Source organism: Scandinavium tedordense (assembly GCF_024764965.1).
Lineage (GTDB): Bacteria > Pseudomonadota > Gammaproteobacteria > Enterobacterales > Enterobacteriaceae > Scandinavium > Scandinavium tedordense.
Window position 1 is genome coordinate 290497 of the sequence record NZ_JALIGG010000056.1, and the last position, 14995, is coordinate 305491.

At 53.7% G+C, this 14995-nt stretch carries 14 protein-coding genes; 9 read left to right on the forward strand and 5 right to left on the reverse strand.

All coding sequences use genetic code 11. From position 1 onward, the window contains the following. Positions 1 to 200: 200 nt before the first annotated feature. From MUU46_RS14545 to yoaA, 3 genes are all read right to left on the reverse strand, one after another. Positions 201 to 788 carry a Slp/YeaY family lipoprotein gene (locus MUU46_RS14545; protein WP_159755544.1) on the reverse strand — a complete coding sequence of 196 codons (588 nt, stop codon included), beginning with the start codon at positions 786 to 788 and terminating at the stop codon, positions 201 to 203. 38 nt (positions 789 to 826) lie between these two features. Then, on the reverse strand, positions 827 to 1522 hold the full coding sequence (gene tsaB, locus MUU46_RS14550; RefSeq protein ID WP_159755541.1) for a tRNA (adenosine(37)-N6)-threonylcarbamoyltransferase complex dimerization subunit type 1 TsaB: 696 nt from the start codon (positions 1520 to 1522) through the stop codon (positions 827 to 829). 67 nt (positions 1523 to 1589) lie between these two features. Continuing rightward, positions 1590 to 3500, reverse strand: a complete 1911-nt coding sequence (gene yoaA, locus MUU46_RS14555) for a DNA repair helicase YoaA (RefSeq protein WP_159755538.1) — start codon at positions 3498 to 3500, stop codon at positions 1590 to 1592. A 255-nt stretch (positions 3501 to 3755) separates the two neighbouring features. Between yoaA and MUU46_RS14560 the strand changes: the two genes are divergently transcribed. Continuing rightward, positions 3756 to 4100 carry a RidA family protein gene (locus MUU46_RS14560; RefSeq protein WP_159755535.1) on the forward strand — a complete coding sequence of 115 codons (345 nt, stop codon included), beginning with the start codon at positions 3756 to 3758 and terminating at the stop codon, positions 4098 to 4100. A gap of 64 nt (positions 4101 to 4164) precedes the next feature. Here MUU46_RS14560 and MUU46_RS14565 read toward each other — a convergent pair whose 3' ends face one another. Continuing rightward, on the reverse strand, positions 4165 to 4350 hold the full coding sequence (locus MUU46_RS14565) for a YoaH family protein (RefSeq protein WP_159755532.1): 186 nt from the start codon (positions 4348 to 4350) through the stop codon (positions 4165 to 4167). A gap of 89 nt (positions 4351 to 4439) precedes the next feature. On the opposite strand from MUU46_RS14565, the gene pabB reads away from it, so the two are divergent. The 4 genes from pabB (at position 4440) to pdeD (ending at position 9634) form a co-directional block, all read left to right on the forward strand. Further along, on the forward strand, positions 4440 to 5792 hold the full coding sequence (gene pabB / locus MUU46_RS14570) for an aminodeoxychorismate synthase component 1 (protein ID WP_258965875.1): 1353 nt from the start codon (positions 4440 to 4442) through the stop codon (positions 5790 to 5792). Positions 5793 to 5795: 3 nt separating this feature from the next. Beyond that, complete coding sequence (locus MUU46_RS14575) at positions 5796 to 6374, forward strand: CoA pyrophosphatase (protein ID WP_159755529.1); 579 nt, start codon at positions 5796 to 5798, stop codon at positions 6372 to 6374. Between the two features lie 174 nt (positions 6375 to 6548). Beyond that, positions 6549 to 7913 carry an L-serine ammonia-lyase gene (gene sdaA / locus MUU46_RS14580; protein ID WP_159755526.1) on the forward strand — a complete coding sequence of 455 codons (1365 nt, stop codon included), beginning with the start codon at positions 6549 to 6551 and terminating at the stop codon, positions 7911 to 7913. Between the two features lie 128 nt (positions 7914 to 8041). Next, positions 8042 to 9634: a cyclic di-3',5'-guanosine monophosphate phosphodiesterase PdeD gene (gene pdeD / locus MUU46_RS14585; RefSeq protein WP_258965876.1), complete on the forward strand. Its 1593-nt coding sequence runs from the start codon at positions 8042 to 8044 to the stop codon at positions 9632 to 9634. Positions 9635 to 9637: 3 nt separating this feature from the next. On the opposite strand, the gene yoaE is transcribed toward pdeD, so the two are convergent. Then, positions 9638 to 11200 carry a CNNM family cation transport protein YoaE gene (gene yoaE, locus MUU46_RS14590; protein WP_159755520.1) on the reverse strand — a complete coding sequence of 521 codons (1563 nt, stop codon included), beginning with the start codon at positions 11198 to 11200 and terminating at the stop codon, positions 9638 to 9640. A 440-nt stretch (positions 11201 to 11640) separates the two neighbouring features. Here yoaE and manX point away from each other — a divergent pair, with 440 nt between their 5' ends. The 4 genes from manX (at position 11641) to MUU46_RS14610 (ending at position 14854) form a co-directional block, all read left to right on the forward strand. Next, entirely contained in the window at positions 11641 to 12609 is a 969-nt protein-coding gene (manX, locus tag MUU46_RS14595; RefSeq protein WP_159755517.1) for a PTS mannose transporter subunit IIAB, read from the forward strand. Positions 12610 to 12670: 61 nt separating this feature from the next. Next, complete coding sequence (locus MUU46_RS14600; RefSeq protein WP_110512219.1) at positions 12671 to 13468, forward strand: PTS mannose/fructose/sorbose transporter subunit IIC; 798 nt, start codon at positions 12671 to 12673, stop codon at positions 13466 to 13468. 12 nt (positions 13469 to 13480) lie between these two features. Further along, positions 13481 to 14332, forward strand: a complete 852-nt coding sequence (locus MUU46_RS14605) for a PTS mannose transporter subunit IID (RefSeq protein WP_159755514.1) — start codon at positions 13481 to 13483, stop codon at positions 14330 to 14332. A 63-nt stretch (positions 14333 to 14395) separates the two neighbouring features. After that, entirely contained in the window at positions 14396 to 14854 is a 459-nt protein-coding gene (locus MUU46_RS14610) for a DUF986 family protein (protein WP_159755511.1), read from the forward strand. Positions 14855 to 14995: the final 141 nt, after the last annotated feature.

A 14995-nucleotide genomic window follows, 5' to 3' on the forward strand; every position in this document is an offset into this window, starting at 1 on the left:
ATGAGAATTCGTCGTCATCACAACCCCTGTCAATAAACAAGTTATTAACAACATATTAACTTATCGTACCAGTTTATTAATTATACGAATTTAAGGTTGCGAAGCGCGTCACTATTTATTTTTATGACTCTCGGGAGTCCATTCCGACAAAAAGAAACAGCGGACTCGCCGCTGTTTCTTTAATTTTATAAAACAATACGTTACTCGGTAACGATAGTCTGTACCTGTGCCGGTCCCGGATTGTACCAGCCCCAGCCGCCGTAGCCATAACCGTGACGCCACGGATGCGGACCACCCCAGTATGGGTCAATCGGTTCCGGTGGCATCACAACCTGTTGGGTCACGCGCCAGCGTTTAAAACCATTAGCCTGCATCACCATGTAGGTGTAATTGCTATCGCCAATCTTCCCTTTCGCGGTGCCGGTAATTGGCCCAACGACAGTCACTAACTGGTTACGGAAATCGACAGGATCGAGGAAACTATTCACATCGGCGTAAATACGGCCCCGGGAAGGGTCACTCAGACTAGGTCGAGCGCCTTCGTCCAGCGGCACGGTCGCAATTTCGAGGCGGGTTTTGCCCTGCTCGTTTTTGACACTAACCACTTTGCCGCCAAAACGAGCTTCCTGGCCGACATACAGCTGCGGCGCGGCCATCACGCGGGACAAGTCCTGCTGCGGCGTTGGGCTGGTGCCCTTAATGGCATCCGGTACCGTGACGCATCCACTCAGCGCGGCGATGACCAGTCCAGCCAGTAAACCTTGTACGACCTGTTTGCGACTCGCCATGAATCGACTCCTTAATTCTCAGTTATATAAACTAAGATTCATTCCCGGCCAGGAAGTTTCTTCCATGCCACGGTGTTACGCAAATAAACCGGTTCGGCCTGCTCTACGACAACGGTTTTGTGCTCAGCGAATAGCTGACACGCCAGCGGCAGCATATCTTCTGCGGCAGGTAACAGCATATCGCCATCGACCAGCGTCACCGGTGTATCGTTTGCCATATCCGGCCATGCCTGCCAGCCCGTACCCACAGTAGCCCACTTACCGTCGAGTTGCTTCAACCGGTCATTAACGGCCTCGGGTTTCAGTACCGCTTCGGTCGCTTCACCGTGCCAGATACCCTGCGCATCGCGCTGATATTCCGCCCAGTAAACTTCGCCCATACGCGCGTCAATAGCCGCCAGCACGCATGTTGCGCCGGTTTTACGCCATGCACCCTGCGCCATGGTGGCCAGAGTCGACACGCCAATCATCGGCAGATTTGCACCCAGGGCTAACCCTTGTGCAATACCAATGCCGATACGCACGCCGGTAAAGCTGCCTGGACCACGACCATACGCCAGCGCGTCGAGCTCGGTCAGAGTGGTGCCGGTTTCGGTCAGAATATCCTGCACAATCGGCAGAATGCGTTGGGTGTGTTCGCGGGGACAAAGCTCGAAATGAGCCGTAGTAGTACCGTCGTTCCACAAGGCCGCAGAACAGGCCTCTGTGGCGGTATCAATAGCCAGAATTCGCATAGGACGTTGCGCTCTTGCAATAGGGGGTCAACAAAATGGCGCGCATCTTAACACAGCTCATCACAAATTACGTCAGTGACAGCCCTGCAAGAAAACGCACGGCCCGACTGATATCACGGGTGCGCGGAGTCGGCGGCAGACTGGATAAGAACACCGCGCCATATGGCCGCATCACCAGACGGTTGTCGCAGATCACCAGCACGCCGCGATCGTCGACGTCACGAATGAGTCGCCCGACGCCCTGTTTAAGGGTGATAACCGCATCCGGGAGCTGAACTTCATCAAACGGGTCGCCGCCGCGCAGACGGCAGTCTTCCATCCGCGCTTTTAACAAAGGATCTTCCGGCGAGGTAAAGGGTAACTTGTCGATAATGACCAATGACAGCGCATCCCCGCGCACGTCCACGCCTTCCCAGAAACTGCTGGTCGCCACCAGTAAAGCGTTCCCGGCGCTGACAAACTGCTGTAGCAACTGGCCTTTGCTGGTTTCACCCTGCAACAACACCGGAAGATCGAGCATTCCGCGGAACTGTTCGGCCAGGTCACGCATCATGGCGTGCGAAGTGCAAAGCATAAAACAGCGGCCGTTATTGGCTTCAATCATCGGACGCAGCATGGTTGCAAGCTGACGCGCACCGCCAGGCTGATTCGGCAGCGGCAGGTTACGCGGGACACACAGTAGCGCCTGTTTACTGTAATCAAACGGGCTAGGTAACAACAACGATTCGGCCTCTTCAATACCCAGACGCGCGGTAAAGTGGTGCAGGTCGTCGTTCACCGACAGCGTGGCTGAGGTGAAAATCCAGCTGCCTTGCTTCTGTGCCATTACTTCTTTGAATTTATCGGCGACCGTCAGCGGCGTCAGTGCCAGGGTAAAATGACGAGAAGTACACTCGTACCAGTAGCTGAATCCCGGCAGGTTGATCTCTTTCAGTCGCTTCAGGCGGCCACGGTAAATTGTCGCGCGCTCAAACGCGGCATCCAGCAAGGCCGAACGGCCGAGGGACAGTTTCGCCACGTCGTAGCACAGCTCCAGCGCATCATCGAGCAGCAGTAGCGCGCGCTGAATGCCGTTGTCAGCCAGCAGTTCGCGCAAATTGCCGCGATAGCCTGGCTCTCCAAGCTGCAAGCGAAAATCCTGTGTAGCCTGCGCCAGTCGGTCGGCACATTTCTGTAGTTGTTGGGTGTCTTTCAGTTCGGTACGGTAGGCAATAGTGATGTCTTTCGCCATGTCCAGCAATTGACGGCTGGAGAGCGACTGACCGAAATACTGGCTGGCGATATCCGGCAACTGATGGGCTTCATCGAAGATCATCACATCCGCCTCCGGAATGAGCTCACCGAAACCGCCCTCTTTCACCACCATATCGGCGAGGAACAGGTGATGGTTGACCACCACCACATCGGCATCCATCGCTTTTTTTCGCGCTTTGACCACGAAACAGTCTTTGTATAACGGGCAATCGCTGCCGAGACAGTTGTCGTTGGTGCTGGTGACTAACGGCCAGGCGTGTGAATCCTCCGCGACGCTGACACAGGTGCTGATATCGCCATCAACGGTTTGATTGGCCCAGCTGCGCAGCATGATTACGTCACTGAGGGTTTGAACCGGAAGGTCGCCACCGGCAATTGCCTGCTGTTCGAGGCGTTCCAGACACAGATAGTTGGAGCGCCCTTTCAGCAGCGCCAGTCGGCCAGTAAATTTAAGCGCGGTGGCGACAGTCGGCAGATCCCGGCTGTAAAGTTGATCCTGCAACGCCTTCGATCCGGTTGAGATGATGACCTTTTTCTTTGCGCGCAGCGCAGGGGCCAGGTAGGCGTACGTTTTGCCCGTACCGGTACCGGCTTCCACCACCAGCGGCCGCGTTTCGTCGATGGCTTTCGCCACCGCGTGCGCCATCTGGCGCTGCGGCTCGCGGGGTTTAAACCCAGGTATCGCCTTGGCTAACTGCCCGTCTGTTGCAAAATCGTCCGTCACACTACCCCCTGTAAATCTGGACAGTGATTATGTCAGTGCGAGGGGCGTTGTACCAGCCAAAGTGATGACGAGCCGTCGACAATATGGCACTCTTACCGCCTTAAATAAAAATTTATACCCTAAATAATTCAAGTTGCAGGAAGGCGGCAAGCCTGGGAATCTCCAGGAGCTTATTCAAGTAAGTGACTGGGGTGAGCAGGCGCAGCCAATGCATATGCAACTTGAAGTATGACCGGTATAACAGAGGAAACTGAGATGACAATCGTCCGTATTGATGCTGAAGCCCGCTGGTCCGATGTGGTTATCCACAACCAGACTATCTACTACACCGGCGTGCCGGAAAATCTGGATGCCGATGCTTTTGAGCAGACTGCCAATACTCTGGCACAGATTGACGCGATTCTGGAAAAGCAGGGCAGCGACAAATCACGCATTCTCGATGCCACGATTTTCCTCGCCGATAAAGCTGATTTTGCTGCGATGAATAAAGCCTGGGATGCGTGGGTCGTTGCCGGACATGCGCCGGTGCGTTGCACCGTGCAGGCCGGACTGATGAAGCCGCAGTATAAAGTTGAGATTAAAATCGTCGCTGCGGTTTGATCGACATAAACCCTGAATCATTCGGGTTGCAGGCATTGCACCTGCGGCTCGAATCAGGAGGGGTTTACTCTTCCTCGTCTTCATCCTCAAATCGGGCCACGATCATTTCGCCAGTGTGGCTGGCGCGAATTTCTTTGGCTACCAGCTGGATAGCTTCCCCGCTACTCAGGCCTTGCGTCATCAATTCCTGAATACGCTCGACCGCTTTTTGCTGCTGGTCGTGGCTCAGTGAAGGTAAACCTGAAATCATGGTGAACTCCTGCTACATTGTGGGCGTTTATTATTTCACGCCGCCTGCACATTAGCCAGCGGGCGGCTTCAGACAGATTGAGGTCGAAGTTGTCCCCTGCTGTGATTACGCTGCCCTGGCGTGTTGACGCCGCTGAACACTATTTCACTCCCCTTTCCGCCGCCCCCTGGGCGATGCTGCTGCACTCCGGTTTTGCCGAACACGCCCATAATCGCTTTGATATCGTGGTAGCCGACCCAGCCGTTACTCTGGAAACCAGAGGCGAAACCACGCAAATCTGTCGTCCAGAGGGGGATTTCAACTCAGATGGCGACCCGCTCACATTGGTTAAGCAGGCTTTAGATGACTGTGATCTGACCGTATCCAGGCATCCTGACCTGCCTTTTCAGGGCGGCGCATTAGGATTGTTTGGTTACGATCTCGGGCGACGCTTTGAAACACTGCCGGAACGCGCACTTAACGATATTCACGTGCCGGATATGGCAGTGGGGATTTATCGCTGGGCGCTGATCGTCGACCATCAGCGGCAAACTGTCTCGCTGCTCAGTCATGAAAATCCGTATCAGCGACTTGAGTGGCTTGAAGCACAACGGGCCGAGGTCACCGAACCGTTTACTCTGACGGCTCCGTGGCGCTCAAACATGACGCGCGCAGAGTACGGCGAGAAATTCCGGCAGGTGCAGGCGTATCTGCACAGCGGCGACTGTTATCAGGTCAATCTGGCCCAGCGTTTTCAGGCTCGTTATTCCGGCGATGAGTGGCAGGCTTTTCGTCAGCTCAATCTGGCCAATCGCGCCCCATTCAGCGCATTTATTCGCCTGAAAGCGCACGCGGTGCTGAGCTTGTCGCCTGAGCGCTTTATCCAGCTCGATGGGAATAACATTCAGACCCGGCCAATTAAAGGCACGCTACCGCGACTCGCAGATCCGCAACAGGATGCAGAACAGGCCGAAAAGCTCCGCGCATCACCCAAAGACAGAGCGGAAAATTTAATGATAGTCGACCTGATGCGCAATGATATTGGCCGCGTGGCGGTACCGGGTAGCGTGCGCGTGCCTGAGCTGTTCGTCGTTGAGCCGTTCCCGGCGGTGCATCACTTGGTGAGTACCATTACGGCCGAACTCCCCGCCAGCCTCCACGCCACCGATTTGCTGCGCGCGGCGTTTCCTGGCGGCTCGATAACCGGCGCGCCAAAAGTACGCGCGATGGAAATCATTGACGAACTTGAACCGCATCGCCGCAATGCCTGGTGCGGCAGCATTGGTTATATCAGCCTGTGTGGCAATATGGACACCAGTATTACCATTCGCACACTCACGGCGGCGGACGGTAAAATTGTCTGTTCCGCCGGCGGAGGCGTTGTTGCCGACAGCGATGAACAGGCGGAATATCAGGAAACGTTTGATAAAGTAAACAGAATCCTGCAGCAACTGGAGCGTTAATCGATGCAGCACCCGGACATCAATCTTGACGATTTCATCTCCCGATTTCAGTTGTTACGCCCTCAGCCGACGCGCGCGGCGCTGAATCAGAGGCAGGCGGCGGTGCTTATCCCCATTGTGCGTCGTGATGAACCTGGCTTGCTGCTGACCAAACGTTCCCCTCGTCTGCGTAAGCACGCCGGTCAGGTGGCATTTCCCGGTGGCGCAGTGGACAGCAGCGATGCATCGCTGATTGCCGCTGCGCTGCGTGAAGCGCAGGAAGAAGTAGCCATTCCTCCGTCCTCGGTTGAAATCCTCGGTATGTTACCGCCCGTGGATAGCGTGACCGGTTTTCAGGTGACGCCGGTGGTCGGCATTATTCCGCACGATTTGCACTATCACGCCAGCGAAGATGAAGTCGCGGCGGTATTCGAAATGCCGCTGGCCGAAGCCCTGCGTTTGGGGCGCTACCATCCGCTTGATATCCACCGCCGTGGAAATTCGCACCGCGTGTGGCTCTCCTGGTATCAGCATTATTTTGTCTGGGGAATGACCGCAGGCATTATTCGTGAGCTGGCCTTACAAATTGGCGTGAAGCCTTAGCTATACTCTGGATTAAAGATGCTGTGCTTCACTTCACGCTATTAGTAAAATCGAGGTGAAGCATTAGTTTAATTCATGTGAATAGTTAAGCTGCGTTACAAGTTCCCTCTTACACTATGCGCAGTTTTAACATCGTTATCGGAACTTTCCGGTAACCCTGTCAGGAGTGTTAGCGTGATTAGTATATTCGACATGTTCAAGGTGGGGATTGGTCCCTCTTCCTCCCATACTGTAGGCCCGATGAAGGCCGGTAAGCAGTTCGTCGATGACCTGGTCGAAAAGGGAATGATCGATGACGTGACCCGCGTGGCGGTGGACGTTTATGGTTCACTGTCATTAACCGGTAAAGGTCACCATACCGATATCGCGATCATCATGGGTCTGGCGGGTAATATGCCGGATACCGTTGATATCGACGCGATCCCGGCGTTTATCCGCGATGTACAAACTCGCGGACGTCTGCTGCTGGCGCAAGGTCGTCGCGAAGTAGATTTCCCGCAGGACGATGGCATGCGTTTTCGTAGCGACAATCTGTCACTGCATGAAAACGGGATGTCCATCCATGCGTTTGCCGGTGACACCGTCATCTACAGCAAAACCTATTACTCCATTGGCGGCGGTTTTATCGTCGATGAGGAGCATTTCGGCCAGGACATGAGCGGTGACGTTAGCGTCCCATATCCGTTCAAATCGGCGAAAGAGATGCTCGACTACTGCAAAGAAACCGGCCTGTCACTTTCCGGCATGGTGATGCAGAACGAACTGGCGCTGCACAGCAAAAAAGAGATTGAAGACTATTTTGCCAACGTCTGGCAGGCCATGTGCGCCTGTATCGATCGCGGCATGAACACCGAAGGCGTGCTGCCTGGTCCCCTGCGCGTTCCGCGTCGTGCTGCTGCCCTGCGTCGAATGCTGGTGAGTCAGGACAAAACCAACAGCGACCCGATGACGGTGGTGGATTGGGTGAACATGTTCGCGCTGGCGGTTAACGAAGAAAACGCCGCCGGTGGGCGTGTAGTCACTGCACCCACCAACGGTGCCTGCGGTATCGTTCCGGCGGTGCTGGCCTATTACGATCACTTCATCGAACCGGTGAGCCCGGAAAGTTATATTCGTTACTTCCTGGCTTCCGGTGCGATTGGCGCCCTGTATAAAATGAACGCGTCGATTTCAGGCGCAGAAGTGGGCTGTCAAGGTGAAGTCGGCGTGGCCTGTTCCATGGCGGCCGCAGGTCTTGCCGAACTGCTGGGTGCCAGTCCTGAGCAGGTGTGCGTGGCGGCGGAAATCGGCATGGAGCATAACCTTGGCCTGACATGCGACCCGGTTGCCGGTCAGGTTCAGGTGCCGTGCATAGAACGTAACGCTATCGCCTCAGTGAAGGCTATCAACGCCACGCGTATGGCAATGCGCCGTACCAGCGAGCCGCGCGTTTCTCTCGATAAAGTAATTGAAACCATGTACGAAACCGGCAAAGACATGAACGCCAAATACCGTGAAACGTCGCGGGGCGGCCTGGCCATTAAAGTACAATGTGATTAATACTCTCTCGCCCATCTCCTACTGATGGGCGATTTTTTCTTGTTCTGACCGCAATTTATGCACAGGGCACTACACTTGCTCTGTTGACGCTAACATTCTGGTTGGCGATCGCCAGGTGAGCGTCAGTCATGCAAACAGCACAAAATCTGATTAAGAGATACCGTCGCAAGCGGATCATCGTATGTCTGATGGTCGCTGTTGCTACCCTCCTTTTGACCTTCGGCCTGCGATTTATTTCACAGCGCGACTTAAATCAGCAACGCATCGATGCCTACGCGATTCATGCGGTAGAAAGTCTCGATAAAATTTTAATACCCGTGGCCGGAAAGCGGCATGAGCTGGTCAACCTTGTGGGCCAACCTTGCGAAGTAGCGCATTTACCTATCCGCAAACAGGCCGCCGCGTTACAGACGCTGCGCTCCATCGCCCTGGTTAAATCCGGGATCCTGTACTGTTCCAGCGTTTTCGGCGACAGGGATGTAGTTTTACGTCAGCGCCTCTCTTCACTTCCCGCCCCTCAGCCACAGCTGATGCTGTCCACGGACGAAACCTTGCTGAAGGGTTCGCCAATCCTGATTCAATGGTATCCCGCGTCGCAGGACGGCGAAGATGGCGTGCTGCTGACAATTAATATCGATTTGCTCAGCTCGCTGCTGCTGGAGGCGCAAGAGCCTCTGATCCGGCGTGTGGTCGTCTCCGTCGGGAATCGTTATTACAGCGAATCGCAGGGCATCAGCGATAACCTTCAGCTAGCCAGCGATGAAAGACTTATCAGCCGAAGTTCCGAACTTTTCCCTTTCAGCATCAGCGTCTCTACACCGGGTGCAACTGTGCTGGCGCTGAAAGGTCTGCCTTCCCAGGTGCCGCTGGCGGTGATCCTGACGCTGGTACTGACCGCCGTCACGTGGATTGCCACCGCAGGGCGCATGAGTTTTTCACGCGAAATCACGCTGGGTATCGCCCGCCGTGAGTTTGAGCTTTACTGTCAGCCACAGCTCGATACGCACACGCAGCAATGCACCGGCGTTGAAATTTTATTGCGCTGGAATAACCCGCGACTTGGGCGGATTTCACCCGAAGTGTTTATTCCGGTGGCCGAGCGGGAAAATCTTATCGCACCGCTGACGCGTTATGTCATCAACGAAACCATCCGTCAGATTGAATATTTCCCGGCCAGCCAACAGTTTCATATCAGCATCAATGTTTCTTCGAGCCATTTCCTGCAGGGCGCGCTGCTGCGGGATGTGAATCAGTATTGGTTCGCCGCACGTCCACAACAACAGCTGGTACTGGAAATCACCGAGCGGGACAATTTGCAGGGCGTGGATTATCGGCTGGTGCGCGAACTGCATCGCAAAGGCGTGCGGCTGGCAATTGACGATTTTGGTACCGGTAGCAGCACCCTTTCCTGGCTTGAACAGCTGCATCCGGACATTCTAAAAATCGATAAATCCTTCACCAATGCCATCGGCACCGATGCGGTGAATTCGACGGTGACGGACATTATTATCGCGCTTGGACAGCGGCTGAACATTGAACTGGTGGCGGAAGGCGTGGAAACCCCGCAGCAGGCGCACTATCTGCGTCTTCATGGAGTACATCTTTTACAGGGTTTTTTGTACGCAAAGCCGATGCCGCTGGCTGAATTTCCGCACTGGCTGTCAGGGAGAAACCCTCCACCAAAAGAACATAACGGGCATGTGCTGCCCGTTATTTTGTGAGGATTATTCGTCTTCGTCGTGAAGAGAAGATTGTTTCACGACCCGAACCAGGTCCACGCGATACGCATTGGCTTCAACGATGGTGATATCCAGCGGTTGAACATGCAGCACGTCGCCGGCCCGCGGGATGTGTCCGTTAACCGCAATCACCAGCCCGGCCACCGTGGCAATATCATCGTCATCCCCGATGAGCAGAGTCTCCAGGCCCAGCGCCTGCTGTAACGCATGCAGGTCGGTGGAGCCTTTCACCAGCCAGCCATCACCATCGGCAATGATCTCCGGCGTTTCATCAGCGTCCGGGAACTCGCCTGCAATCGCTTCCAGGACGTCCAGCGGCGTCACCAGACCCTGCACCATGCCAAACTCGTTTGTCACGATGACGAAGCTGCCACGAGCGCGACGAAGCACGCCCAGCAGATTGATTGGGTCCAGCGTTTCAGGCACCACAATCGCAGGTGAGGCTGAGGCCATCGCGGCCACGTCTTCACCGGACTCCAACGCCACCAGCATTTCTTTGGCACGCACGATGCCGATGATTTCATCCAGCTCTCCACGACACACCGGGAACAGGCTGTGCGGGGACGACAGCAGCTGCTGGCGGATTTCATCCACGCTAAGGTTAGCGTCTACCCAGCTGATTTCGCCTCGCGGGGTCATGATGCTACGTAACGAACGCGATGCCAGGGTCAGCACGCCGTTAATCATGTAACGTTCTTCATCCGCAAACGCACCTTCCGGCACCGGGACAGCCACCGGATTTTCAGTATCGTGCTGAACCACGTTCTGCTTGCGGCCGCCCATCAGACGCAGGATCGCATCTGCGGTACGTGCACGCAGCGGCACATTCGACTGATGGCGAATGAAGTTGCGACGGGCAATCTGGTTAAACAACTCGATGATAATCGAGAAGCCAATTGCGGCGTACAGGTAGCCTTTAGGAATATGGAAGCCGAAGCCTTCCGCGACGAGGCTCAGACCTATCATCAGCAGGAAGCTCAGACACAGTACTACCACCGTCGGATGCTGGTTGACGAAGTTGGTCAACGGCTTTGACGCCAGTAACATCACCGCCATCGCGATAACTACCGCAGCCATCATCACCGGCAGATGGTTCACCATACCCACGGCGGTAATAACCGCATCGAGGGAGAACACGGCGTCCAGCACCACAATTTGCAGCACCACGACCCAGAAACTGGCATAGCCTTTCCCGTGACCGTCGTCATGCTGACGGTTTTCAAGCCGCTCATGCAGTTCGGTCGTCGCCTTGAACAGCAGGAAAATCCCCCCCAGCAGCATGATCAAATCACGCCCGGAGAATGCATAGTCCATTACGCTGAACAACGGCTGAGTCAGCGTCACCATCCACGAGATAACCGACAGCAGTCCCAGACGCATAAACAGCGCCAGCGACAGGCCAATCAGACGCGCTTTATCACGTTGTTTTGGCGGCAGTTTGTCCGCAAGGATCGCGATAAATACCAGATTATCAATACCGAGAACGATCTCAAGCACGACCAGCGTCAGTAAGCCGACCCAGATCGAAGGATCCATTAAGAGTTCCATGGGCAGCTCCTGCAAACGGCACAGTCTGTCATCGCAATGTCAAAGACGGGCGAGACTATCTCGGGGTGATAAAAAAGTGGGGAAGTGGCGGCAGCAAAGTGCCAGGGGGTGAACTGACGTCGGTGACGGTCCATACATGGGCTATGCCCTATACTCCTGAGTAATTAAACGGGAAATAAACATATCAGAGACAAAAGCCATCTGGCAAAAATTTACGTCTCTTTGCACTTTTCAGATGATTTTTTGCGCTCCAAAATTATTCAGTGTGGATGAGTAAATTACGGATCTTCATCACATTAATTATTTTTTCACTATCTAAAATAATTCACGGAAGTTATTAGAATTTTAACTCTAACCCCTATCTGAATCGATTCGGTGAAAATCGACGGTTCATAAAACGGCAGTGGTCTTGTCGTAACGATAATAAAAGGAGGTAGCAAGTGACGATTGCTATTGTAATAGGCACACATGGTTGGGCTGCAGAACAGCTGCTGAAAACAGCAGAAATGCTGTTGGGCGAGCAGGAAAACGTCGGCTGGATCGATTTCGTGCCAGGCGAGAATGCAGAAACACTTATCGAAAAGTACAACGCACAGCTTGCGAAACTGGACACCAGTAAAGGTGTGCTATTTCTCGTCGATACATGGGGCGGTAGCCCGTTTAACGCAGCCAGCCGCATTGTCGTCGATAAAGAGCATTATGAAGTTATCGCCGGGGTCAACGTTCCGATGCTGGTCGAAACCTTCATGGGCCGAGACGACAATCCGAGCTTTGATGAACTGGTCGCAGTGGCCGTTGAAACCGGTCGCGAAGGCGTGAGAGCGCTGAAAGCGAAACCTGTTGAAAAAGCCGCTCCGGTTGCAGTAGCCGCAGCTCCGAAAGCCAACGTTCCGGCAAAACCAATGGGCCCGAATGACTATATGGTTATCGGCCTTGCGCGTATCGATGACCGTTTGATTCACGGTCAGGTCGCAACCCGCTGGACGAAAGAAACCAACGTTACCCGCATCATCGTCGTCAGTGACGAAGTCGCAGCAGATACCGTTCGTAAAACTCTGCTGACTCAGGTTGCACCTCCGGGCGTTACCGCGCACGTTGTCGATGTGGCAAAAATGATCCGCGTTTACAACAACCCGCAATATGCCGGGGATCGTGTGATGCTGCTGTTTACCAACCCAACGGACGTTGAACGCATCGTTGAACAAGGCGTGAAAATTACCACGGTGAATATCGGTGGTATGGCCTTCCGTCAAGGTAAAACACAGGTCAACAACGCGATTTCAGTCGACGAAAAAGATATCGAAGCTTTCAATAAACTGAATGCACGCGGTATTGAACTGGAAGCACGTAAAGTTTCTACCGACCAGAGACTGAAAATGATGGATTTGATCAGCAAAGTTGGGAAATAACGTTCCACCCTGCTGCTCACTGAATTTTCACACTTAAGACTTATGTTATAGGAGAAGTACAATGGAGATTACCACTCTTCAGATTGTGCTGGTGTTCATCGTCGCGTGTATTGCGGGTATGGAATCCGTACTCGATGAATTTCAGTTCCACCGTCCGCTGGTGGCTTGTACCCTGATTGGTGCAGTCCTTGGCGACATGAAAACCGGTATTATCATCGGTGGTACCCTGGAAATGATCGCCCTGGGCTGGATGAACATCGGTGCAGCTGTTGCACCTGATGCGGCACTGGCATCTATCATTTCTACCGTTCTGGTTATCGCGGGCCATCAAAGCATCGGCGCCGGTATCGCACTGGCAATCCCACTGGCAGCAGCGGGCCAGGTTCTGACCATTATCGTTCGTACGATCACCGTGGCATTCCAGCACGCGGCGGATAAGGCGGCTGATACGGGCAACCTGACGGCGCTCTCCTGGCTGCACGTTTCTTCTCTGTTCCTGCAAGCAATGCGTATCGCAATCCCAGCGGTTATCGTGGCTATCTCTGTAGGCACCAGCGAAGTACAGAGCATGCTGAACGCTATCCCTGAAGTGGTGACCGGCGGTCTGAATATCGCTGGCGGCATGATCGTGGTTGTTGGTTACGCGATGGTTATCAACATGATGCGTGCTGGCTACCTGATGCCATTCTTCTACCTTGGCTTCGTTACCGCAGCATTCACCAACTTCAACCTGGTCGCCCTGGGTGTGATTGGTGCAGTTATGGCAATTCTGTATATCCAGCTGAGCCCTAAATACAATCGTGTTGCGGGTGGCCAGGTACAGGCTGCTAACAACGATCTCGATAACCAACTGGACTAACAGGTGAGCGAAATGGTTGATATTACAAAAACAACTCAAGAGAAAAAACTCACTCAGAGCGACATCCGTGCTGTATTCTTACGTTCTAACCTGTTCCAGGGTTCATGGAACTTCGAACGTATGCAGGCGCTGGGCTTCTGCTTCTCCATGGTGCCGGCAATTAAACGCCTGTATCCGGAAAACAATGAAGCACGCCGCCAGGCGATTAAACGTCACCTGGAGTTCTTCAACACCCATCCATACGTTGCGGCTCCGGTTCTGGGCGTAACGCTGGCGATGGAAGAGCAGCGTGCTAACGGCGCAGAGATCGACGATGGTGCCATCAACGGTATCAAAGTAGGTTTGATGGGTCCGCTGGCCGGTGTGGGTGACCCCATCTTCTGGGGTACTGTACGTCCGGTATTCGCAGCCCTCGGTGCGGGTATCGCGATGAGCGGTAGCCTGCTCGGTCCATTGCTGTTCTTCATCCTGTTCAACGCCGTGCGTCTGGCAACCCGTTACTACGGCGTAGCTTACGGTTACCGCAAAGGTGTGGACATCGTTAAGGACATGGGCGGCGGCTTCCTGCAGAAATTGACAGAGGGGGCGTCAATCCTCGGCCTGTTTGTCATGGGGGCTCTGGTTAACAAGTGGACGCACGTGAACATTCCGTTGGTGGTGTCGAAAATCACCGGTTCCGACGGTCAGGTTCACGTTACCACCGTGCAGACTATCCTTGACCAGCTGATGCCAGGTCTGGTGCCACTGCTGTTGACCTTCGCCTGTATGTGGCTGCTGCGTAAGAAAGTTAACCCGCTGTGGATCATCGTTGGCTTCTTCGTCATCGGTATCGCTGGTTATGCGGTTGGCCTGCTGGGCCTGTAATTACACGATTATTACTCGTATGACGCCGGGGGCTTGCCCCCGGTTTTTATTTCTGGAGGTTTAATGGCTATCACGGATTGGGTGCTGGTGCTCTTCATTGTGGCCCTGCTGGCCTATGCGATTTACGATCAATTCATCATGCCGCACCTAAACGGCCCCGTGCTGCTCGCTATCCCCCTGCTCCGCCGTGGACGTGTCGATGGGATAATCTTCGTTGGTCTGGTGGCGATTCTTATTTATCAGAACGTTAATGCCAATGGCCAATTAATAACCACATGGTTATTATGTGCGCTGGCGTTAATGGGCTTATATCTGTTCTGGATCCGAACCCCAAAAATTATTTTTAAACCAGAAGGCTTTTTCTTTGCCAATGTGTGGATTGCCTGGACCCGCATTAAAGAGATAAATTTATCTGAAGATGGGGTATTGGTCATGCAATTAGAAAAACGTCGCCTTCTTGTACGCGTGCGGAATATCGACGATCTTGAACGAATCTACAAACTTATCTCTACATCTCAATGAGTTATGATTATAGCCATTGCTATATTTGAAGTTATTTTAGACAAATGATTTTATAGCACTGGCTATATCCCCCCGGTTTTTACCTCATATTTATTAACGTTCTTATCACTCATAATTCCAAATGAAAATCGTTATCAATTA